The sequence below is a fragment of the Geobacter psychrophilus genome (assembly GCF_056821595.1).
In genome coordinates this window covers 4,129,767-4,152,410 of the sequence record NZ_JBXDTU010000004.1, presented here as the reverse complement: position 1 = coordinate 4,152,410, position 22,644 = coordinate 4,129,767, and the positions used below count along the sequence as shown (strand labels likewise).

Annotated in this window: 19 protein-coding genes; all 19 read right to left on the bottom strand. The window is 53.9% G+C overall.

The annotated features are described in order from the left end of the window. Positions 1–12: 12 nt before the first annotated feature. Entirely contained in the window at positions 13–876 is an 864-nt protein-coding gene (aroE, locus tag ACOCF6_RS21870; RefSeq protein WP_482462446.1) for a shikimate dehydrogenase, read from the bottom strand. A gap of 3 nt (positions 877–879) precedes the next feature. Continuing rightward, the gene (locus ACOCF6_RS21865) at positions 880–2,760 is read right to left on the bottom strand and encodes a glycosyltransferase family 117 protein (RefSeq protein ID WP_482462445.1); all 1,881 of its coding nucleotides are present in this window, start codon (positions 2,758–2,760) and stop codon (positions 880–882) included. After that, positions 2,757–3,767 (bottom strand): lysylphosphatidylglycerol synthase transmembrane domain-containing protein, encoded by a 1,011-nt coding sequence (locus tag ACOCF6_RS21860; protein WP_482462444.1) that lies wholly within the window; start codon positions 3,765–3,767, stop codon positions 2,757–2,759. The genes ACOCF6_RS21865 and ACOCF6_RS21860 overlap by 4 nt, the downstream gene beginning before the upstream one ends. Continuing rightward, entirely contained in the window at positions 3,764–4,741 is a 978-nt protein-coding gene (locus ACOCF6_RS21855; protein ID WP_482462443.1) for a bifunctional riboflavin kinase/FAD synthetase, read from the bottom strand. Before ACOCF6_RS21855 ends, ACOCF6_RS21860 begins: the two co-directional genes overlap by 4 nt. Before the next feature lie 92 nt (positions 4,742–4,833). Beyond that, positions 4,834–7,170 carry an ATP-dependent DNA helicase RecG gene (recG, locus tag ACOCF6_RS21850; protein ID WP_482462442.1) on the bottom strand — a complete coding sequence of 779 codons (2,337 nt, stop codon included), beginning with the start codon at positions 7,168–7,170 and terminating at the stop codon, positions 4,834–4,836. A gap of 126 nt (positions 7,171–7,296) precedes the next feature. Then, on the bottom strand, positions 7,297–7,497 hold the full coding sequence (locus tag ACOCF6_RS21845; RefSeq protein ID WP_482462441.1) for a DUF1858 domain-containing protein: 201 nt from the start codon (positions 7,495–7,497) through the stop codon (positions 7,297–7,299). 82 nt (positions 7,498–7,579) lie between these two features. After that, the gene (greA, locus tag ACOCF6_RS21840; RefSeq protein WP_482462440.1) at positions 7,580–8,056 is read right to left on the bottom strand and encodes a transcription elongation factor GreA; all 477 of its coding nucleotides are present in this window, start codon (positions 8,054–8,056) and stop codon (positions 7,580–7,582) included. A gap of 22 nt (positions 8,057–8,078) precedes the next feature. Continuing rightward, the gene (gene carB, locus ACOCF6_RS21835) at positions 8,079–11,330 is read right to left on the bottom strand and encodes a carbamoyl-phosphate synthase large subunit (RefSeq protein WP_482462439.1); all 3,252 of its coding nucleotides are present in this window, start codon (positions 11,328–11,330) and stop codon (positions 8,079–8,081) included. A gap of 23 nt (positions 11,331–11,353) precedes the next feature. Next, positions 11,354–11,683 carry a DMT family protein gene (locus ACOCF6_RS21830; RefSeq protein WP_482462438.1) on the bottom strand — a complete coding sequence of 110 codons (330 nt, stop codon included), beginning with the start codon at positions 11,681–11,683 and terminating at the stop codon, positions 11,354–11,356. A 10-nt stretch (positions 11,684–11,693) separates the two neighbouring features. Beyond that, the gene (locus ACOCF6_RS21825) at positions 11,694–12,191 is read right to left on the bottom strand and encodes a hypothetical protein (RefSeq protein WP_482462437.1); all 498 of its coding nucleotides are present in this window, start codon (positions 12,189–12,191) and stop codon (positions 11,694–11,696) included. A gap of 27 nt (positions 12,192–12,218) precedes the next feature. Beyond that, a complete protein-coding gene (locus tag ACOCF6_RS21820; protein WP_482462436.1) occupies positions 12,219–13,121 on the bottom strand; it encodes a radical SAM protein in 903 nt (300 codons plus the stop codon). Between the two features lie 3 nt (positions 13,122–13,124). Then, positions 13,125–14,252, bottom strand: coding sequence for a glutamine-hydrolyzing carbamoyl-phosphate synthase small subunit (carA, locus tag ACOCF6_RS21815; protein WP_482462435.1), 1,128 nt, complete (start codon positions 14,250–14,252; stop codon positions 13,125–13,127). 25 nt (positions 14,253–14,277) lie between these two features. Beyond that, positions 14,278–15,555, bottom strand: a complete 1,278-nt coding sequence (locus ACOCF6_RS21810) for a dihydroorotase (protein WP_482462434.1) — start codon at positions 15,553–15,555, stop codon at positions 14,278–14,280. Positions 15,556–15,706: 151 nt separating this feature from the next. Further along, entirely contained in the window at positions 15,707–16,642 is a 936-nt protein-coding gene (locus tag ACOCF6_RS21805) for an aspartate carbamoyltransferase catalytic subunit (RefSeq protein WP_482462433.1), read from the bottom strand. Positions 16,643–16,657: 15 nt separating this feature from the next. Then, on the bottom strand, positions 16,658–17,194 hold the full coding sequence (pyrR, locus tag ACOCF6_RS21800; protein ID WP_482462432.1) for a bifunctional pyr operon transcriptional regulator/uracil phosphoribosyltransferase PyrR: 537 nt from the start codon (positions 17,192–17,194) through the stop codon (positions 16,658–16,660). Positions 17,195–17,454: 260 nt separating this feature from the next. Beyond that, positions 17,455–18,660 carry an HD domain-containing protein gene (locus ACOCF6_RS21795; RefSeq protein ID WP_482462431.1) on the bottom strand — a complete coding sequence of 402 codons (1,206 nt, stop codon included), beginning with the start codon at positions 18,658–18,660 and terminating at the stop codon, positions 17,455–17,457. Between the two features lie 96 nt (positions 18,661–18,756). Continuing rightward, on the bottom strand, positions 18,757–20,028 hold the full coding sequence (locus ACOCF6_RS21790; RefSeq protein ID WP_482462430.1) for a diguanylate cyclase: 1,272 nt from the start codon (positions 20,026–20,028) through the stop codon (positions 18,757–18,759). A gap of 155 nt (positions 20,029–20,183) precedes the next feature. Beyond that, positions 20,184–21,056 carry an EamA family transporter gene (locus ACOCF6_RS21785; protein ID WP_482462429.1) on the bottom strand — a complete coding sequence of 291 codons (873 nt, stop codon included), beginning with the start codon at positions 21,054–21,056 and terminating at the stop codon, positions 20,184–20,186. A 108-nt stretch (positions 21,057–21,164) separates the two neighbouring features. Continuing rightward, entirely contained in the window at positions 21,165–22,643 is a 1,479-nt protein-coding gene (locus ACOCF6_RS21780) for a leucyl aminopeptidase (protein WP_482462428.1), read from the bottom strand. Position 22,644 lies beyond the last annotated feature (1 nt).

Below are 22,644 nucleotides of genomic sequence, written 5' to 3'. Positions count from 1 at the left end.
GTCAAGCTGTTGTTAGACTGCACAAATGGCTTCAAGAGTAGCTCTCATCAAGCCGGATGGCGGAATTTCTCCGGTCCAGATTGTGAAGGCCAATTCCCCTTGCGCAGCCAGCATACCAAAACCATTGGCTCCCCTAAGCCCCACCGCAGAAGCTTCTAACAGTAGCGGAGTGATACGCGGGGAGTAAACCATATCGTACACCTTGGCCGTTTGTGGCAAGGTATTCAACCGCAGACACGGGATATTTTCACGATTCATGCCAAGCGACGTAGTATTGATGAGTAAATCGATTTGAGGCAGACTCTGCTGCAGCTCTTCGTATCCGGCTGCCGACGATAATTCGGTGCCGGGAAATCCGGCTGACATGGCGGAGGCAAGCTTGGAGGCCCTGTCATGTGTTCGATTGGCTATGATAATGTGCCTGGCACCCGCTCGGCATAATGCTTCAATAGCCCCCCGGGCCGCACCGCCGGCGCCGATAATGGCAACGGAACTGTTCCGTGGATCAAAATCAAGGTCTTCTGCAAGTGACCTGACCAAGCCATCTCCATCGGTGTTGTAGCCAATCAACCGACCGGAAACGTTTTTGACGGTATTGACAGCACCGGCTGCAACAGCACTTTCATCAAGGTCATCCAGATGCATCATGACTGCGGTCTTGTGCGGGATAGTCACATTGAAGCCTGCCACTCCCAATGCCTTTAATCCGCTGATTGCAGCACCGAGATTTTCAGATGAGACTTCGAACGGGACATAGATATAATCCAGACCGCAGGCCTGCAAAGCGGCATTCTGCATTAAAGGTGACAATGAATGCCTGACCGGGTACCCGATGATAGCAAGAATTTTAGTTGTACCACGTGGCTGTTTACTCACGGACTACCTCGCAACACCGAAACGCATCAGCACCTGCTGGGTGGGTGCCTTCATCTCAGGGGATATCTGAACCGCTTTGTTGAGCATCTGTTTTCCCATGTCAACCCTGCCGATACTCAACAGAAACTCACCGGCTTCGAGGTAGCTGTTGGCGTAAATCAGGATCGCTTTGCCGGTGTCAAGATCAAGAAACGAAATTTTTTCCAAGATACCGCGGTTGTTATAATTTTCCCACACGGAAACATCTGGCAACCCTCCCGGCTCATTGATACTGCGGATTCGGTAGACAATGCCTTTTTGAACCGGAATGAAATCATTGAATGTGACCGAATAGCGGGTCGAAAAGTCGATGTAGACAGGACGCTGATCAATCAAATCAGTTATGGCGATACGCAGACTTGTTTCGGGAGCTATGGTCTGAATATCATACATCCTCAGGTTGCTGTTCTTGAAAACACGCGGCATGGAATCAAGGTACCAATCGAACACAATATGGGGGGTATGCGGAAGATCCAGATCTTCCCGCATGCGTTCAACACCCTGAAGATACCAGAGCGGGAAGGCACCGCTGTCTCCCCAGGTGAACATGACCGCATTTTGAGGCAATGAACGTAAGGAATTGGTGGCATAATCGTAGGCAATATAGTTGTTGTGCTGATCGTTTTCATAGTAATTGACCGCACAGAGCGAAACCGGCAGTGAAAACAGCATGATGGCAATCAGGACATACACCTTGAAATCGTAGCATTCCGGTAGTCGTGCATTACGGATGGCATATGCAAGTACATGGAAGAGTCCGACACCAACCAGTACCGCGGTCAGTAGATAGAGGGGTGTAAAAAACTCTTCCGTCAGGAAGATCATATCGGGAACCGTATTCAGGTAGCCTGCAATATAGAGAAGAAAGGTACACACTGCTGCAAGATATGCCACCACAATGTGCCGTTGCCGTTTCCAGAGACAGTAGAGCGCAAACAGCACGAGTGCGACGCCCAGCCATGTGAACTCGCGGGGGATATTGAACGCCTTGACCTGTGCCAACAGTAATGCGGCATCGCGCGAGTGCGGGTCTTCCGGATATCCTTTGCGCAGAAAATGCCAGAGAAACTGGGTGGATGTCTTGGCATCGCCCCAGTTCAGCAAAGGATTCTGAGTCGCACGCATCGGCAGATAGAGATGCACAGAGAACCCGACCAGAGCAAATGCGGTGGCGAGAACCAGTTCTTTAACCCTGGTGATCATGCGCCAGTCAGCCAGAACAATCAGCATAATCCAGGCCGGCAGCAGCAGTACGACTGACTGGTGAAGCGCCATAGCCAGACCGGCCAGAAACGTACAGACATACACATAGGCGGGACGTTCTTCACCACATGCGTACTGTTCCCTCCATTTCAGCAACAGGTAGAAAATTATGGCCGTCATGAATGCCAACAGCGGATATGGCTTGTCGTGATTTGACTGCAACCAGAGCCGCGGAGTAACTGAAAATGCCACCGCAGCAGCCAAGGCAGAGGTTTTCACTATAAAAGCAGAAAGCTTCTCGTTTTCGGTGAGCTGCTCTTGCTTTAATAGAGCGACCGTCAAGAGATAGACACCAAGACACGCCAGTGAAGATGAAAAGGCCGTGGCCATATTGACTCGAAATGCTACATTTCCAAGCGGGATCCAAGTAAACATTTTTGCGTACATCAGGAAGAGCGGATAACCGGGAGAGTGTGCCGACCCCAGCGAAGCCGTTGCAGTAAGAAATTCACCGCTGTCAAAAAAAGTGACCGAAGGTGCCAGGGTTGCCATATACACGGCAAATGGAATCACAACGGACAGAACTACATGTATGTCCAGGTATTTAATTGGGTTGCGTACAACAGATTTTGATTTTATCAAGCTGAATCACCAGCCTTTCGAACCATGCTCAAAGATATCTTGTTTCTCCAGAGATAGTAGAAGCCGGCAATAATCACCGGAAAAAATGATATGCCATGGATGACCAGTGCTATGCTGACAGAAATCGACGCTTCAATACCGAAGGCGGAAAGCCCCTTGAAACAGGCATAATGATAGGTGCCTATAAATCCAGGTGATGCCGGCACCATTACGGCAAACACCAGCAGAACCAGTATGAACATGGCAGCGGTAATGGGGAGCTGGATACCAAAACCCTGCAGCACCAAGTCTACCGGAATAACACAAAATATCCAGATAGCCAGGGATGACGCCAGCACCGCTGCAATATGCCCCCCCTTGGAAGACATCCTGATACCGCCGATGAACGAGCCGAGTAAGGGGATTATACGGTCCGACAGTTTTTGCGGGAAAGGTTTCAACAGAACCCCTGTCCATGACAGGGTCCGCATGGTTTGACGTTTCAACAAAATAAGAAATGCAACAACTCCAGCATACAGTAAGAATGTTACCATTCCACCGGTACGCAGCAGTGTCTCCGCTTCAGACAAACCCTGGGGCAACCGCAGGGTGAATAGCGTGAACAAGAGGATCAGCATGACCGTAAAACCATCAAACAGGCGGTCAATCACCAGCGAAGCAAAAACAGTCGGCGTCTGCAATCCTTCCCGCTGCGCCAGAACAAATGCCCGTACAAACTCACCAAGACGCGCCGGAAGAAGGTTATTGGCCATGTAGCCTATAATCGTGGCCGGATAGAGCGAGGAGAGCGGGATACGTTTCTCGGGGATCAGCAGGTACTGCCAGCGGACCGACCTCAAAAAATAACTGAAAAAGGTACATACAACTGCCAGCAGGATATAGCGGTAATCCACTCTTGCCAATGCCGACCAGAGCTGATCAAAATCAATCTTTCTGAACAGCAAAGCCATGAAGAACACACTGACAGCGATGCCAAGCCAGAATTTGATATCCAGGCCTTTTTTCACTCTATCCCCCATGGTGACGTTCCGAGCAGCGGTTTGACCATGTCCCTGTCAGCAGTTGACAGCACGGTTCTTGTCACTGCGACATCATGAGTAATGGCCCGTATCAGAGTTTCGGTATCAGGGAATTTTTTAACGTCCCGCAGACGCTGGACAAAACTGAGCGCAAGGGTGCTGTCGTAGAGCTGGCCGGAATAATCCAGCAGAAACACCTCAATGGTTCGATGGCTGCCTTCAAAGGTCGGATTTGATCCGATGTTGCAGGCACCTTGTATCAGTTGATCCCCAACAGTGACCATGACCGCGTAGACACCATCAGGGGGTATCAATTCATTTTCCGAAACAATGTTGGCCGTGGGAAAACCGATCCTGGTTCCGATTTCACGACCATGTACCACCCTGCCGGAAATAACATGATATCTGCCCAGAATGGATGCAGCCTCTGACATGTCACCACCACCGATCAGACGACGGGCCAGACTGCTGCTGAAAATTCTGCCTTCATCCCCGATCGGTTCGAGATCCTCAACCGTAAAACCGCACTCAGCTCCCAAGTCGGTCAATGTGGCATAATTGCCCGAACGGTTCCGACCAAATGCATAATCATGACCGATGACAATATGACGCATTCCCAAGGCATGACAGAGATGGGAACGCACAAATGTCTCGGCCGGTAACCGGGAAAATTCACGGGTGAACCGGATCACCACAAGGCTTTCGATACCGGCTTGCTGTATCAGCTCCACCTTCTGGGAAAAGGTTGTGATCAGGGGGGGTGCCGCCTCGGGAGCCAGGACCGCCAGTGGGTGAGGTTCAAAGGTGACTACAACCGCTGGCAGTCCCATGCGGGCACCTCGGTCTTGCAGGTTCCGAAATAATTCGGCATGGCCGCGATGTACGCCATCGAAATTGCCGATAGTCACAACGGACCCTGCAAACTGTTGTATACCTATGTTTGAACCATCAAGTATACGCATCGCACCCTTTCATCCTAACCCTTATACACAGGATTAGCGCATTAACGAAGATATTTTCTGCCGGAAAATGGCAGTAAATATCTTCTAACTTGCTAACCGATAGCTGCCAGTTCCAGACGGTGTCCCCAGCGACGCAGCAATTCCTGCCGCAAGCTGACATGTCCCGGAGCGGAAAGCTCGCTGTCTGACTCAAGCAGCTCAAAGGCCGCCTGCCGGGCATGTTCAAGGAGTGCGCCGTCGCGAAGAATATTGGCAACCCTGAAATCAGGCATGCCTGATTGCCGCGTACCGAGAAAGTCTCCGGGACCGCGAATCTCCAAATCGGCCTCGGCAATGCGGAAACCATCGGCCGTAGCCTCCATCACCCGCAAGCGTTTCTCCCCATCCTCCGACATCCTGCCCGGGGTCAGCAGAATACAACGTGATTGTGCACTCCCGCGTCCTACCCGGCCCCGTAACTGGTGCAACTGGGAAAGACCGAACCGTTCAGCATGTTCGATAATCATCAGCGTGGCATTGGGGACATCGATACCCACCTCAATCACCGTCGTAGCCACAAGGATATCCACTTCACGGGCCTTGAAAGCCTTCATGACGAGCTCTTTCTCATCCGGGCTCATCCGGCCGTGCAGCAGACCGACCCGCAGATCGGGAAATACCTGCTGATCAAGAAGATCAGCCATCTGAGCGGCCGCCTTCAGATCAGACTTTTCAGTTTCTTCCACCAGCGGATAGATAACATAGGCCTGATGCCCCTTTGCGACTTCATCCCGGACGATGTCATAGGCCTGGGAACGTCGTGATTCAAAAAATATCCGTGTTTCCACCGGCGATCGACCCGGCGGCAGTTCGTCAATCACCGACAGGGAAAGATCACCGAACAGGGTCATGGCCAGGGTGCGCGGAATCGGTGTAGCGGTCATGACCAGGATATCGGGATTAAGCCCTTTTTTCCTGAGGATTCCGCGTTGCAGAACGCCGAAACGGTGCTGTTCATCGATAATCCCCAGACCCAGACGGGCAAATTCTACCTTTTCCTGGATGACCGCGTGTGTACCAATCACAATCTGGGCATGACCGTCAGCCACCCGGGCCAAGGCCTCGCTCTTGGATTTACCCTTCATCCCTGCCGTAAGCAGGACCGTTTCGATACCCAGATCAGCACACCAGCGGTGAATCGTGAGCCAGTGCTGCTCAGCCAGGATTTCGGTCGGGGCCATAATGGCAACCTGATATCCGTTCTCGACCGCTACCAGGGCAGCCATCAGGGCAACCAGCGTCTTGCCGCAGCCAACATCCCCCTGCACCAGGCGGTGCATGGGATGGGGTGACATCATATCGTTCTTTATTTCGGACAACACCCGCCGCTGGGCAGGAGTCAATTCAAAGGGCAGCAGTTTGACCAGCTGTTTGGTATAACGGTGGCTGACCTGAAAGGCAATGCCTTTTTCCAGTGTTACCCCACGCTTTTTCAACGCCAATCCCAGTTCCCAGAAGAAAAACTCGTCAAATGCCAAGGCGCGGTGTGACGGTGTCCGGCCTTCATTCAAGATTTCCATACCCATTTCGACCGGCGGAAGATGGACGGCACGCAATGCTTCACGCACTCCGGGCAGGTTCAACGGTTCAAGGATATGCCCGGGGATCAATTCCTGAACAAACGGAAGATACCCATCCACAACCTCTTTCATGACCCGTCTCATGATCTTTTGGCTGAGCCCTTCAGTCAACGGATAGACAGGAACTATCCTGCCGAAATTGACCGGGTCCGCTGCCAGGGCGTCTTCCAGCTGTTTGCCCTCTTCAAGCCACTCCACATCGGGATGGTGAACCTCACGCTGATATCCGAACTGGGAAACCTCACCGGTAAAAAGCCCAACACGACCGATCCGCCAGACCCGTTTCATAAACGTCGGGTTACCATTAAACCATTTCAGTGTCACGCTGCCGCTATCATCTCCAACGACGGCCTCAAAAAAACGACGCCCTCCCTTGGTGGAGGTCAGGTCGGCGGAAAGTACCTTTCCTGAAAAGACCTCCACAACGCCGGGACGCAATCGCGCAACAGATTGCACCTCGCGCCGGTCTTCATAGCGGTGCGGCAGCAGATACAAGGCATCCTCGACTGTTGTCACCCCCCGTTTGGACAGCAATTCGGTGAGTTTCGGCCCCACCCCTTTGATAAACTGCATGGGGGTCTGAAGATTTTTCCTGGCAATTGCCTCCTTGAGTCCGACCGTTCCAGCAGGCTTGGACGGCGACGTAATGAGTTCAGAAACATCTTGGGTGGTGGGGTCGACAAAACGTAACAGCTTAAAACCCCCTTCACAAGGCACAAAAGTTATCTCATCACCGGATGACACACCAAGAGCGACCCTGATTTCCAGAGGCAGGATAATACTGCCGTCATTATTAAGCCGTGCGTTCATACCCTCGCAAACGCTCCCTTAAACCAAACTATTCCCAAGTCACAGTGACAACAATCAGTACTTAAATAAAAACCCTCACAGGAGTACCATGAGGGCTTGCATTTTCATTTCAGGTGTACAACGAAATCATTTGACGACTGCATTTAGATCCTTCAGTAACACATCAACATCCAGTCCATGGGCATTAGCTCCCTGTTCAAGGCTTTCATTCTGGGCGCCCATGCAACCAACGCACCCCAGATTATGCTTTTGAAGTACCTTGACTGCGTCGGGATGCATCCGCATAACTTCGAAAAAGGTCATGTCTTTTGTAATCGTGTTCGCCATTGATAACTCCTTCCGTTTTAAGACCGGTTCGCATTCCACATACAAAAAAGACGGGTTATGCCCATTATTTCGGGCCTTAGCCTTACTCGTATTTAATGTCAATAATCTCGTATTCCCTGACACCTGAAGGTACAGAAGCCTTGACCGAATCATCCAGCTTGTGCCCAATCAAGGCCTTACCCACCGGAGATGTGCAGGATATCTTGCCCAACTTGATGTCGGCCTCGTCTTCACCTACAATTTTGTAGGTAATTTCCTCTTCAGTAGCAGTATCATAGAGTGTAACCGTGCAGCCAAATACGACTTTATCCGGATTCATATTGGACAGGTCCACCACATACGCACGGGCTAGCTTCCCGTTAATTTCCTGGATTCTGCCTTCAATAAAACCTTGACGGTTCTTGGCAGCATCATACTCAGCATTCTCAGAAAGGTCTCCGTGCGCACGCGCCTCTGCAATATCCTGAATCACTTTCGGGCGTTCCACGCGAATGAGCCGTTTCAGCTCTTCCTGCAGCGCCTCATGGCTCTCTTTTGTCAACGGTATTGAATGAGACATCTATCTATCAGCTCCTCAACGCTTATTTCGATACATCCAGTCCTAAATAGTCCTGCAAGGCCTTAACGCCCAATTCCTGTTTTTTCAGTGCCACAATGCTGTCCACTACCGCTTTAGCGCCTGCCACGGTTGTGTAATAGGCAATGTTATGCATCAGTGCTTCCCGACGAATGGAAAATGAATCGGCTACCGCCTGTGGCCCATGAGTTGTATTGAGCACCAGACTGACCTCACCGTTTTTGATGGCATCCACGATGTGGGGGCGACCCTCAAGGACCTTGTTGACACGCTTGACCGGAATACCCTTCTCGATGAGATAGGTTGCAGTACCGCCGGTAGCCATGATGCCGAAACCGTTTTTATACAACTTTTCCGCCGCAGAGACAACATGTTTCTTGTCCGCGTCCCGCACGCTGATGAAGGCATTGCCGGTCAGAGGCAACTTGACGTTGGCGCCCAGTTGCGCCTTGGCAAAGGCCTCCGCAAAGGTGTCGCCAATTCCCATCACTTCTCCGGTTGATTTCATCTCCGGTCCCAGCAGCGTATCCACACCGGGGAATTTGACAAACGGAAAGACTGACTCCTTAACAGAGATATGCTTGGGAATGATGTCGCCGGACACACCCAATTCTTTCAGTGTCTTACCCGCCATGACCCGGGCGGCGATTTTTGCCAGTGGGCGACCGGTGGCCTTGGATACAAAGGGTGAAGTGCGGGAAGCTCGCGGGTTAACCTCAAGGATATAAACGTCGCCATCCTTGATGGCATACTGCACGTTCATCAGCCCTTTAACATTCAATTCCAGCGCCATCATAACAGTCTGGCGGCGGATCTCGGCCACCAGTTCGTCGGAGATCGAGTACGGCGGCAGAGAACAGGCCGAGTCACCCGAGTGGATACCGGCCTCTTCGATGTGCTCCATAATCCCGCCGATCACCACCTCAGTGCCGTCACAGAGCGCATCCACATCGATCTCAATGGCCTCATCCAGAAACTTGTCGATCAGAATGGGATGTTCGGGTGATGCCAGCACAGCGGTGGTCATGTAGCGGCGCAGGTTGTCCACATCGTAGACAATCTCCATGGCCCGGCCACCCAGTACATAAGAAGGGCGTACTACTACCGGATAGCCGACACGGTCGGCTACCTTCTCGGCATCCTCAAAGGAACGGGCCATGCCGTTCTCCGGCTGACGCAACCCCAGCTTGTACAGCATCTCCTGAAAACGTTCGCGGTCCTCGGCCCGGTCGATGGCATCGGGCGAGGTGCCGATAATCGGCACACCTGCTTTCTCCAGGGCCACGGCCAGCTTGAGCGGCGTCTGACCTCCGAACTGCACGATCACACCGACCGGTTTCTCAACAGCGACAATCGCCAGCACGTCTTCCAAGGTCAGCGGCTCAAAATACAGGCGATCCGAAGTATCATAATCTGTAGAAACGGTTTCGGGGTTGCAGTTAACCATGATGGTTTCGTAACCATCCTCTGCCAGGGCAAAAACCCCATGCACGCAGCAGTAATCAAACTCAATGCCCTGGCCGATCCTGTTCGGCCCACCACCTAGGATGATGATCTTCTTGCGGTCGGTCGGTTCGGCTTCGCACTCATCTTCATAGGTAGAGTACATATAAGGGGTATAGGCCTCAAATTCTGCAGCACAGGTATCAACCCGCTTGTAGACCGGTAGGACCCCCAAGGAATGGCGCAGGGCACGGACATCATCCTCAGACATGCTCCAGAGTTTGGCCAGGGTTTTATCGGAAAAACCGAACTGCTTGGCCTCACGCAGCTGCTGCCGGGAGATCGACGCCGGTGCAATCCGCTTCAGTTCGTCTTCCTTTTCGACAATCTGGAGGATATTGTGCAGAAACCAGGGATCGATGGCGGTATGCGTGTTGATTTCAGCCACCGTCATGCCGCTGCGCAGGGCATCCCCCACATACCACAGCCGCTCCCAATTGGGCACGCGCAGTTTTTCCAGCAGCAGTTGCTGTTCCTTGGCGGTCAGTGCCCGACGGGTCTCGGCCCCCAGGTCGAACAGACGAGAATCAAAGCCGGAAACACCGATTTCAAGCGAGCGCAAGGCCTTTTGGAACGACTCCTTGAATGTCCTGCCGATAGCCATGACCTCACCAACCGACTTCATCTGGGTCGTCAGGGTGGCATCGGCTGCCGGAAATTTTTCGAAGGTGAAACGCGGTATCTTGGTTACAACGTAATCGATGGTCGGTTCGAAACAGGCCGGGGTTTCGCGGGTAATATCGTTGGTGACTTCATCCAGTGTATAGCCGACAGCCAGTTTGGCCGCGATCTTGGCAATCGGAAAACCGGTGGCCTTGGAGGCCAGCGCCGAGGAGCGGGACACACGCGGGTTCATCTCGATGACAACCAGGCGGCCGTTGGTCGGATTGATGCCGAACTGGATGTTGGAGCCTCCCGTATCCACGCCGATCTCACGGATGATTTTGAGTGAGGCATCCCGCAGGATCTGGTATTCCTTGTCGGTCAGGGTCTGGGCCGGTGCCACGGTAATGGAATCGCCGGTATGGACCCCCATTGGATCAAAATTTTCAATCGAACAGATAATCACCACGTTATCGGCTGTATCCCGCATCACCTCCAGCTCATACTCCTTCCAGCCAATGACCGATTCCTCAATCAGAATCTCATCGGTCGGCGAGGCATCGATACCGGCCAGGGCCATCTTCTCGTACTCTTCCATGTTATAGGCTATGCCGCCTCCGGTACCTCCCAGGGTAAAGGAGGGGCGGATGATGGCCGGGAAGCCGATCGATTTTATGACCTGCATGGCTTCGGTATAGTTGTGGGCCAGTCCGGATGCGGGCACGGCCAGTCCGATCTTTTCCATGGCGGCCTTGAAAAGCGTCCGGTCTTCGGCCTTCTTGATGGCCGGCAGCTTGGCGCCGATCAGTTCAACATTGAATTTTTCCAGAATCCCCATCTCGGCCACTGAAACAGCCGTATTCAGTGCGGTCTGTCCACCCAGGGTCGGCAGAATGGCGTCGGGGCGCTCCTTTTCGATGATCTTGGCCAGGATCTCGGGGGTAACCGGTTCGATATAGGTCCGATCGGCAAAATCCGGGTCGGTCATGATGGTGGCGGGGTTGCTGTTCAGCAGCACCACCTCATACCCCTCTTCCTTCAAGGCCTTGCAGGCCTGGGTTCCGGAATAATCAAATTCGCAGGCCTGGCCGATGACAATCGGGCCGGCTCCGATGATGAGGATCTTCTTGATGTCAGTTCTTTTCGGCATGTATACGCAACTCCTTCGTGTGATTATCGAAATATGAAAAACACCGCTCCAGCAAGGCAACAGCCAGCCCAGAGGTAATTCCAGCTAAGACTAGATCCCATGTACAACACGGCAAACGGAACAAAAACACAGAGCGTGATTACCTCCTGGGTAATCTTTAGCTGTGCCAGTGAAAAATTGCCTGCATAACCCATCCGGTTGGCAGGCACCTGAACAAGGTACTCGAAAAACGCAATCCCCCAGGAAACAAGCACGGCAATGAACCAATGGCGGTTGCTCAGGTTCTTCAGGTGCGCATACCAGGCAAAGGTCATGAAGACATTGGATATGACCAGCAGCACAATCGTTCTCACAGATCAGGGCTCAGCCGACCATCTCGGATTGGTGCAGTGTCATAACGGAAAGACAATGCTGCAGGGACTTGATGTGATCCTGATCATAATTCTGCAATGCCTGAAACAGCTTCTGAACCATTTTGTCTTTAAAGCGTACAGAATTTTCCATATGCAGACTGGCCAGACGCTCCTCCATCTCGATAGCCTTGGTCAGTGCCGTAACGATATCCGGCGGATTCCGGTGAACATGATCCAGCAGATTTTTCAACTTCTGACAGATTTTTTTGGCACTCTCCAGATTCGATTCAAGCTCAAAATCAACCTCGTCGCGCAGCCGGTATGCCAGTTCAAACTGCTTCTGATGGTTTTCTTCCTCCTGCGCAGTTTTTTTCCAGAGTTGTGAGACCTCTTCATTTTCCTGATAAACAGTGCTGTAATAGTGATACAGCTCTGCGCACAGTCCTTCTATCCTGGCGCAGACTTCAAAATACACGGGTATTGTAAAGTCGTTATCATGCTGCTTCATATCAAGGGTCTCCTTACGTAGGCACCATTATTCCTGTACCCAACCATTCTCCAGACCAAACTCTTCCAGCGCCGCCACAGCCTCATCGTACTCTTCGTCACAGATCTTTCGGCCGAGAGCGTCCGAGGAGACGGCCAGATGGGCCGGAAAATACTGGTTCATCAGCGCTATATGTGTCTCAGAGCCAAGGTTCCCAGCAATCCAGCGCAGGGTTTCCCGCGAACCTGCCCGACCTCCCGGTAATACCAGGTGCCTGATGATCAGACCATGTAGTGCAATGCCGAGGTGGTCGAGCTGCAGGTGTCCGACCTGTTTCAACATCTCGACAACCGCAGCCCGGTTGAAGTCGCGGTAACCGGGAGCAGCAGAGAGCTCCACCGAATGGTTTTCCTCACTGTATTTCATATCCGGCAGATAGATATCAACCACACCGTCCAGCAGTTGCAGGGCATCAATCCTTTCATAGCCGCTGGAATTCCAGACGATCGGCAGCCGGAAGCCCTGTGGAATAGCAAGCCAGAGCGCCGCCAGGATCTGAGGCAGATAGTGGGTCGGGGTCACGAGATTGAGATTGTGCACCCGCTGCCGCTGCAGACGCAACATCCGCGCCGCCAGCTCTCCCGTCGAGATCTCCTCACCGTTGCCCAGTTGACTGATGGGAAAGTTCTGGCAGAACGTGCATTTCAAAGAACAGCCGGAGAAAAAAACCGTACCGGAACCCTGTGTGCCGGAGATGGGCGGTTCCTCGCCGCGATGCACATTGGTCGAGGCGATCCTGGGCTTGAGTCCCGCCCCGCAGATACCCAGTTCTCCCCTGATACGATTGACTCCGCAGTCGTGAGGACAGAGGTCACACGCATGCAAACGCCCATAGGCCTCTCTGACCCGTTGCAGCAGTTCGCCTGATTGATACAGAGCTTCGTATTTCACGACCTACACCGCCTTGTGTTTCTCCATCATCTCAACAAAGCGGCCAAACAGGTAATGGGAATCATGCGGACCGGGAGACGCCTCCGGATGATGTTGTACCGAGAAGATCGGCAGCGAGCAGTGATGGATACCTTCCACGGTCTGATCGTTGAGGTTCTCATGTCCCAGGCAGGCCAGATCTCCCAGTGAATCCAGGTCAACGGCAAAGCCGTGGTTCTGGGCGGTAATTTCCACCTTACGGGTTGACATGTCCATAACCGGAAGATTGGAGCCATGATTGCCGAAGGGCAGCTTGACGGTCCTGCCCCCCAGGGCCAGGCCAAGCAACTGATGTCCCAGACAGATGCCGAAGATCGGGAGCTTGCCAACAAATTTCCTGATTTCGGCCTGCACCTGCACCAGCGGCTCCGGGTCGCCGGGACCGTTGCTGAGGAATATACCGTCAGGATTCATCGCCAGGGCTTCTTCGGCAGGAAATCCGGCCGGTACAACCGTCACATCACAACCGGCATCCACCAGGCAGCGCAGAATGTTGTACTTGATACCGAAATCATAGGCCACAACCTTGTATTTGAGTGAAGCTGTATCAATTTGTGGGTACCCACCTTCCAGGTCCCAAAGACCTTCTGTCCAATGGTACGGCTTATCGCAGCTGACGCCGCTGGCCAGATCGAGGCCGGCCATACTGGGGACGGCACGCGCCTTGGCGACCAGACTTTCATGATTGAAGTCTGTTGTGGAGATGATACCATTCTGGGCGCCCTTGTCGCGCAGGTGGCGTGTCAGGGCACGGGTATCCAAACCATGGATACCAACGATGCCGTTTTCCCTGAGGTAGGAACCCAGACTCATGGTTGCCCGCCAGTTGGAATAGCAATCCTGATATTCCTTGACAATAAATCCGGACAGGAACAGTCCGCGACTCTCGATATCCTCCGGGTTGATGCCGGTGTTGCCGATCTGGGTGTAGGTCATGGTGACCATCTGCCCCTTGTAGGAAGGATCGGTCAGCACCTCCTGATACCCGGACATGGCTGTGTTGAAAACGACTTCACCGCTGGCTTCGCCAGAGGCGCCAAATGATCTGCCTTCGAAGATGCGCCCATCGGCGAGCGCAAGGATTGCTTTCATGATTTCAAGCTCCGTTTATTGTAGGTTAGGCTTTTGTATGTACGATTTTTCCGGCCAGAATAGTTGCAGAGGCTGCGCCGGTAACACTCCACCCCAGAAAGGGAGAATTCTTTGACTTGCTGGCAAGTCTATCAGCATCAACCGTCCACTCGACCAGCGGGTCGATTACCGTAATATCCGCCACCCTGCCTGACGCGAGGCTGCCACGCTGCAAACCCAGAATATTTGAGGGGTTGCAGGACATCTTTTCAATCAGTTGATTAAGAGTCAGCACACCATCACTGACCAGCTTAAGCGAGAGCGGCAGGGAGGTTTCCAGGCCGATAATGCCGTTCATGGCCGCGTCGAATTCCACGTCCTTCTCGTCCAGGTGATGGGGGGCATGGTCGGTGGCAATGGCATCGATGGCGCCGTCGGCCAATCCGGTCTTTATGGCGGCCACATCAGAAGCCTCCCGCAGCGGGGGATTCATCTTGGCGTTGGTGTTGTAGCCGCGCACGGCGTCGTCGGTCAGGGTGAAGTAATGGGGCGCAGTTTCACAGGTCACCTGGACACCGCGGGCCTTGGCCTCGCGGATGATCCGCACCGACCCTGCGGTAGAGACATGGGCGATATGGATGGGTGAATTGGTGTATTCGGCCAGCATGACATCACGGGCGGTGGCGATGTCCTCGGCGATGCGGGGGATACCCTTCAGACCAATCTCGGTGGAGGTAAACCCTTCATTCATAACCCCCTCACCCACAAGGGAAAGTTCTTCGGCGTGGGAGATAACCAGGATGCCCATGCCACGGGCATATTCCAGGGCCCGGCGCATCAATTCGGGATTGGTGACCGGCCGGCCGTCGTCCGAAACCGCCACACAACCGGCCTCCTTCAGTTCGCCCATCTCAGACATCCGCTCACCGCTCAGACCGTAGGTGATGGATCCAACCGGGAAGACATTGGCAGAACCCTCATTCCGGGCCTTGTTGATGATATAGCTGGCGATCGCCTTGTTGTCGATAGTCGGCTTGGTATTGGGCATGCAGACAATGGAGGTGAAACCGCCGGCTGCTGCTGCCCGCGTTCCGCTGATAATATCCTCTTTGTACTCCAGGCCGGGATCGCGCAGGTGTACATGCATATCCACCAGGCCCGGCACGACGTATTTGCCGGCGGCATCAATGACCTCGGCTCCGACCGGCGCCTTCAGCCCCTTGCCGATCTCCTTGATCAGCCCGTTTTCCACGAGCACATCCAGTGTGTCATCCAGCTTCTGGCTCGGGTCGATCACCCGGCCACCCTTGATCAACAGATTCATATGGTCACCTCATAAAGGATTTGTAGTTTTTGCTGAACCGCTTTATTTTTCGTCAGATCAAGGCTGTCGAGGGATTGCGCGGAGGCGTAGCAGCGCTACGCCGCACAAGTGGTCCCGAAGACTTACGCAGATATGACGGAAAAGAAACGGTTCATTCTAGTTCGCCGCCGCATACGTGGTAGAGCATGGCCATGCGTACCGCCACACCGTTTTCCACCTGCTTGAGGATGTGGGACTGACCGCCGTCGACCACATAGGAGGACATCTCCACTCCGCGGTTGATCGGACCGGGGTGCATGACCATGGCATCCGGTTTGGCCAGTTTGAGATTCTCCGGATTGAGGCCAAAGTAGCGGGAGTACTCGCGGGCATTGGGCATCAAGGTCTTACCCTGACGCTCCTGCTGGATGCGCAGCATCATGACCACGTCGGCGTCCTGAATGGCCTCCTTCATGGAGGCACAGACGGTCACATTGCCCAGTCGCTCTGCCCCCGGCGGCATCATGGTCGGCGGACCGGCCAGGAAGACCTGCGATCCCATCTTGGTCAGCCCCTGGATGTTGGAGCGGGCAACACGGCTGTGTGTGATATCACCGACAATAGCCACCTTGAGACCATCCAGGCGTCCGAAGCGGTCCTTCATGGTCAGCATGTCCAGCAGACCCTGAGAAGGGTGTTCATGGGTACCGTCGCCGGCATTGATGATCGAGCAGCCCGGCATCTTGCTGGAAAGAAAATAATGGGATCCGGAGACGGCATGTCGCATGACGATGATGTCCGGCTTCATGGCCAGCAGGTTGAGGGCCGTATCCGCCAGGGTCTCGCCCTTGGTAGCCGAACTGGAAGAAGGGGTGATATTAACGGTATCGGCCGAGAGACGCTTGCCGGCGATCTCAAACGAGGTGCGGGTACGCGTCGAAGCTTCATAGAACAGGTTGATGATGGTCTTGCCGCGCAATGTCGGAACCTTCTTGATGTCGCGACTGTTGATCTCGCGCATGCTCTCTGCCGTGGACAGGAGCAGTTCGATCTCCTCCTTGTTCAGATCACGCAGCGCAATGATGTCCTTATGCTTGAATTCAGCCATGCCGCCCTCCCCTCGTTATTTTTCCAGAACAACCTCAAGAGGTTGATTCTTTGCATCAAAGATTACGGCAACGTTCTCCTTCAGACTGGTGGGAACGTTGCGGCCGACAAAATCGGCCCGGATCGGCAGCTCGCGATGTCCGCGATCGATCAGTACCGCCAGCTGGATGCACTGGGGACGCCCATGGTCCATGAGGGCATCCATGGCTGCGCGGATCGTACGTCCGGTGAAGAGTACGTCATCCACCAGCACGACACGCTTGCCCTCCAGGGAAAAAGGGATATCGGTTTTTCCTACGGCATGATGCGGCAGATGGCCGCTGATATCATCCCGGTAAAGGGTGATGTCCACGGCGCCAACCGGGGCCTTTACCCCCTCGATGACCTCCGCCACGCTGCAGAGTTCTTCAGCCAGAAAGGCGCCACCGGAACGGATGCCGATCAGGACCACATCGTTCAACCCTTTATTGCGCTCCAGGATCTCGTGGGAAATACGGGTCAATGCTCGTTTGATGCCGCTGTTATCCATGATTACTGTCTGTTCACCCGCCATAATGTCACTCCTTTCCGGCATAAAAAAAGAGCCTCGCCGCACTAAACGGCAAGACTCCTCGGTATGTGTCCTGTATCAATCATGGTGTAACCCTTGCTAGCCTCTCGGGCTAGATTAAAAGGTAGTGGTGTATGTGTTGCGAGACTGTAACACCGACCGTCCGGCAGGTCAAGGAGAGTTTCATCGTATACTGAATTGAGTTCAGAAGCCTCCTGAACAGGTACCTATTTCAATACATCGCGGTCAACGTCCCGGGAAATTCAATCCATGACGCTGCCCCTCAGCCGATCAATCCTGGCTTGCAGTATTACCTCCATTCGATTATTTGCCGGTACGCTCTCCAGACGCTCAAGACTCAATCCGAGTTTTGAAGCTGACAGCAAAGCGGTTTTTATAGTCATGCGCCACTCTTTTGGTTCACAACCTCCGACCTTATCGGCAGCGGCCACCAATGGCAGGACATCTATAATTCCAGCCTTGATCGCCTGATCGGCCACCCTCAGCTTTGTTGAATCACGCAACTGGCCCCACAGGTTGAAGGTACCGTGCAATCTGCTGATCCATGCTAAAGCCTTCCCATACTGTGCCGGCAGTCGCAGTCGCCGGCAGAATTCGATTGCTACGTCAAAACCGGCCTGGTCATGGCCATGATGCCGGGGATAAAGGTCGGGGTGAGTGGTCAGTTTGCCGATGTCATGGAAGAAAGCACAGAAGCGAGTCAGCGGATCTGTGGACAGTGTCGCAACCCGTTGCAGCACTTCCTGAGAATGGGTGAAAAGATCGCCTTCAGGATGATGGATCAGGGGGCCGGCAGGGATATGCGGCATGCGGAAGATCTCGGGCAGATACTCCGCTCCTGTCTTGAGTTCAAGCATCCGCTGAAAGAACCTTTCCGGTGCTTGCAGCTGAATGGCCTTGAGCAGTTCACGGCTGAAGCGTTCAACCGGGATGGCTGACCACATACGGGACCAGTCATGTTCCCGTATCAGCCGCTCGGTTTCATGAAACATCTCCCAGCCGCCGGACTCGAACCTCAGGGCTCGAAAGATGCGCAGGGGGTCGGCGAAGAATGTTCGCGGTGTGCAGGAGCGCAGCAATCGCAGGTTCAGATCTGGCATGCCGTTCAGCGGATCAACGACTTCACCTTCCAGCGACATCGCCATGGCATTGATGGTAAAATCACGACGGGCCAGATCTGAGGTCAGGTCTTTCCAATCCGGGATCAGCGTTGCCTCTATCGAACCAACGCTAGCGTCATGCCGGAACCATACAGGGGTAGTGCTTTTTCCCGTTATCAGCCGAAAACCGCAGGCCTTGATTTCATCCACTGTCAAGGTTGAAACCAGATCAATATCGCTGCTTGAGAAGCCCTGCAGCACATCACGTACGCAGCCGCCGACCAGGAAAACCCGGTCATGGGTGTCTGCTGGAAACATCTGCCTGACTGAATCAATGGGATTGATCATCGGAATTGCGGGATTCGCTTTGAAATAACAAGGGCCTTTTGATTAATCGGTCTGGTGTAGAGAATTGCCCACCGGAAACAGCTCAAAAACATGAGTTCAGGGGCCCGCGACACGGTTCCGTCCCAGCGCCTTGGCTTCATACAGGGAACGGTCAGCTCTCCTGAGCAGATCCTCAGCTTCGGCGTCGCCGCTGTTTATTACGGCCACACCGGCACTTGCCGTAACAATGACAGAGGAAGCGTTATCTTCCACGAGCTCGCCGCTGATTGCTGAAATAACCCTCTGTGCCAGTGAAACGGCCTCTTCTGAAGGTGATGCCGGCGCGACAATCAGGAACTCTTCACCACCAACCCGCCCGATCGTGTCATAGGGGCGCAGGCAGTTCTGCATGCGTTCTGCAACTTTCTTGAGCACCATGTCACCAAATATGTGACCATAGGTGTCGTTAATCTTTTTGAAATGATCAATGTCCAGTGAGATCACGCAGATGGGTTCCCTGATGCGGACGGCGCGGTGAAATTCCTGTTCCAGGCGGTCCATTACCTGGCGGCGATTGCTCAGACCGGTTAATTCATCGGTCAGTGCCTGCGTTTTCAATTGATGCTGGGCCTTATCCAGGGCCACCGCAAGACGCAGCGTCATAACATAGATAGCCGCCATGAGAAGGCCGATCGACATGATTGCAGACAGAAAAATAATAATTCGTGTCTTTTGAGTCTGTGCGATCATCAGGTCAATAGGGATTGATATACTGACGGCACCTAGTATTCCACCCGGTTTCAGGGGAAGTCCACGGTGGCATCCCAGACAGCTGGGTTCGGCATACAGGGGAGACAGATAACGGAATGACGTTTTTCCGTATCGTTTGACGACTGCATAGTGCTCGGGTGTTTCCTTGCTGAGCAAGGCCAGACCGGCTTTCTCAAATGTATCAGGGACATTTTCAGGATCAAGCGGCCAATTGCTGGTGATACGGAACGTACCGCCACCTTCCTGTTTCTCACTGAGGCGGGATATCTCGTTGATCATGATGGCGTGATTGCGGATCGTAAATATCCTGCCATCCTTGCACGCTACATCCGGGTCGATGCCCAGTTGTTTGAGATATGCGTTGGATTGGATCTGTTTCGACTTTAGTACATAGACCCCCCCGTTTTCAAAGTTCCAGGTTTTCGTATGATTGATAAGATCGAGATATGCCACCGCCTGCTCCCTGACGCGCTGCATCATGAGCTGGGAGGTAAGATTGTCCAGATAGATGAAGATTGACGCAAAACACAGGGATGTAACGATACAGAGCGAAATTAGAAAAGTACGCAGCTGTTTGAGGTGCAGAGTCGGAAGAATATTGAGTATGTACTGTAGCATGGCAGTAACCGCTGAGATGTCGGAACATGATCCGGATATTCTGGATACTGCAATGATGGTACGGAACCAGACCACTGACTTTTTTGATTTATTAAACAGCGTTTGAATAAATCCGTCAAGCTGAAAAAACGCTATGGCAATTCTGACTGACGGGATTAACCAAACCTTATCAGTACTGCGCCGGACAGAATAAACAGCGCCGAGGTGAATCTGATCCTGCCAAAGGCTTCCCTCAGAAAGAGGATACCGATCAGAACACCAATGATAATGCTGACCTGCCGGACCGGAACGGCATAGCTGACCGGCGACAGATTCAGGCCGTAACGGAAGGTCAGAAACGACGTCATCATGATCGGTCCGCTACACAGAATCAGTCCCCAGTGTTCACGCAGTTCCGCGCCGATCAGGGCCCGGTACTTCGGCCGGAGCATGTTACAAGACATCACTAACAGCATGATCAGCACCAGGAAATAAGTGAAGTACAGTGGCGAATAGGACCTGACCCCGCTCTTTTCAGCGATCGAGCCGATGGAGTAGATGAATCCGGCTGTCAGAGCATCCCGCACCGACGGGCTCTTCAGGTTACGGAAGGGACGTACCAATTCGCCAAATGACAGGTGCTGCAGTTGGATCGAATAGGTACCGAATATCACCAGCAGGATACCAAATGCCCCCTGGAACGACAAGCGTTCGCCCAACAGAATGATTCCCCAGATCGGCACATAGATCATTGAGGTCTGGCAGAGCGGGTATACCACCGAAAGGTCGCCGCCCCGGTAAGCCCGGCCGTTGAAGAGATGGTACAGCACGAAACAGACAGCGCCGAGGGAGACCATCAACAAGGTATGGGTGTCGGGCCGCTGGAACTGTTCCGGCAGCAGCGGGATGAGCAGAGTGAATAACCCGCCCGAGGCTATGAACATCCACCAGATAAAGACCGTTTTGTGGCGACTGCGCTTTACCAGCAGGTTCCAGAGGGCGTGCATGACTGCAGAGATTATGATCAGGGAAAATGCTGCCTGGTTCATGGGGTAAAAATCCGAATACGAAAGCTGTAGAGCTTCGTTGTTGATATATTCTGCGGATAGTCAATGGTTTGTTCAATAATTGTCACAGCGCTGCGAATATCGTCCCCGCTACAGGCTCCGCAGGTACTCGATCAACAGGCGCACACCGATTCCGGTTGCCCCTTTGGGGGAACAGGGCCGGGACTTGTCACCCCAGGCGGTGCCGGCGATATCCAGGTGGGCCCAGTGCGTTGTGCCGACAAACTGCTTCAGAAACCAGCCGGCGGTGATGCTGCCACCGTCGCGACTTCCGGCATTCTTCAGGTCGGCGATATCACTCTTCATGGCCTCGCCGTAACCGTCCCACAGGGGCAGTTCCCAGAGCCGCTCGCCACAACGATCGCCGGCCTTTTTCAGGGCAATCGCCAGCCGGGGGTCATTGCCCATCAGTCCGCTGGCCTCATGCCCCAGCGCCACAACACAGGCCCCGGTCAGGGTGGCCAGATCAATCATGGCCGTCGGCTTGTACCGCTGGGCAAAGTGCAGGGCATCGCACAGGATCAGGCGCCCTTCGGCATCGGTATTGGTGATTTCGATGGTCATACCGGACAGGGAGGTAACCACGTCGCCAGGCTTGTAGGCCTTGCCGTCAGGCATATTCTCGGCCGTCGGGATAATCCCCACCAGGTTAACCGGCAGCTTCAGCCCGGCTGCCGCTGTTATGGCTCCCAATACCGCGGCGCTGCCGGCCATGTCGGTCTTCATCTCCTCCATCCCGGCCCCCGGCTTGATGGAGATGCCGCCTGAATCAAAGGTGATCCCTTTGCCGACCAGCACTACCGGACGCTCTTTCTCGCCGGCACCGCGGTATTCAAGCACGATCAGGCGCGGCAATTCGGCTGACCCCTTCCCCACAGCAACCAGGGCGTTCATTCCCAGCGAAACCAGCTCCTCGAATTCGTAGACCCGGCACGTCAGGTTATTGCGGACTGCCAGCTCCTGCGCAGTATCTGCCAGATAGGCAGGTGTGACAACATTGCCCGGCTGCGACACCAGGTCGCGGGCCAGCTGTACGCCCCGGCAGAGGGTCGAACTGCGTTCCACCCCGGCATTCGCCTCTTTCCTGTTAGCCCCTTTGGGCAGCAGCAGGGTCATGCCCTCGAAACAGAAGCGCTCATCCTTGTCTTTGGTCTTGTATATCTCGAATGCGTAACTGCCCAGAAGGGCCCCCTCGCAGACCGCCTCCAGTGCAGATTCGGTTGTTCCGGCCAGATGCAGCGCCACGCCGAATACAGCCACCCGCGCTCCCCTCAGCGCCTGTACAGCAGTTCCGGCAGCCTGACGGAGCCGCTCATCATCCAGATCGGCCTTTTTCCCGAGTCCTACCAGCAGCAGACGATCGGCCGGCAGCTTTCCCTGTGTATGGATCAGACGGGTCGTATTGACTTTGCCGCTGAATTCGCGGCTGGCGGCCAGACGACCCAGACAGCCGTCCAGCGCTTTATCACAGCTTGTAAAGAGTTCATTACCCGCATCTTCCCAGCAGCCCAAGACCAGGGCGGGGGTGGCATGTCTAAGAGGGTTGGCAGTTATCAGTTCAATCTTCATG

Bases quoted from the DNA above. Each gene is read 5' to 3' on its own strand.
- ACOCF6_RS21855 (WP_482462443.1), bottom strand. From the start codon at position 4,741: ATGCGTATACTTGATGGTTCAAACATAGGTATACAACAGTTTGCAGGG.
- recG (WP_482462442.1), bottom strand. From the start codon at position 7,170: ATGAACGCACGGCTTAATAATGACGGCAGTATTATCCTGCCTCTGGAA.
- ACOCF6_RS21845 (WP_482462441.1), bottom strand. From the start codon at position 7,497: ATGGCGAACACGATTACAAAAGACATGACCTTTTTCGAAGTTATGCGG.
- greA (WP_482462440.1), bottom strand. From the start codon at position 8,056: ATGTCTCATTCAATACCGTTGACAAAAGAGAGCCATGAGGCGCTGCAG.
- carB (WP_482462439.1), bottom strand. From the start codon at position 11,330: ATGCCGAAAAGAACTGACATCAAGAAGATCCTCATCATCGGAGCCGGC.
- ACOCF6_RS21825 (WP_482462437.1), bottom strand. From the start codon at position 12,191: ATGAAGCAGCATGATAACGACTTTACAATACCCGTGTATTTTGAAGTC.
- carA (WP_482462435.1), bottom strand. From the start codon at position 14,252: ATGAAAGCAATCCTTGCGCTCGCCGATGGGCGCATCTTCGAAGGCAGA.
- ACOCF6_RS21810 (WP_482462434.1), bottom strand. From the start codon at position 15,555: ATGAATCTGTTGATCAAGGGTGGCCGGGTGATCGACCCGAGCCAGAAG.
- ACOCF6_RS21805 (WP_482462433.1), bottom strand. From the start codon at position 16,642: ATGGCTGAATTCAAGCATAAGGACATCATTGCGCTGCGTGATCTGAAC.
- pyrR (WP_482462432.1), bottom strand. From the start codon at position 17,194: ATGGCGGGTGAACAGACAGTAATCATGGATAACAGCGGCATCAAACGA.
- ACOCF6_RS21795 (WP_482462431.1), bottom strand. From the start codon at position 18,660: ATGATCAATCCCATTGATTCAGTCAGGCAGATGTTTCCAGCAGACACC.
- ACOCF6_RS21790 (WP_482462430.1), bottom strand. From the start codon at position 20,028: ATGCTACAGTACATACTCAATATTCTTCCGACTCTGCACCTCAAACAG.
- ACOCF6_RS21785 (WP_482462429.1), bottom strand. From the start codon at position 21,056: ATGAACCAGGCAGCATTTTCCCTGATCATAATCTCTGCAGTCATGCAC.
- ACOCF6_RS21780 (WP_482462428.1), bottom strand. From the start codon at position 22,643: ATGAAGATTGAACTGATAACTGCCAACCCTCTTAGACATGCCACCCCC.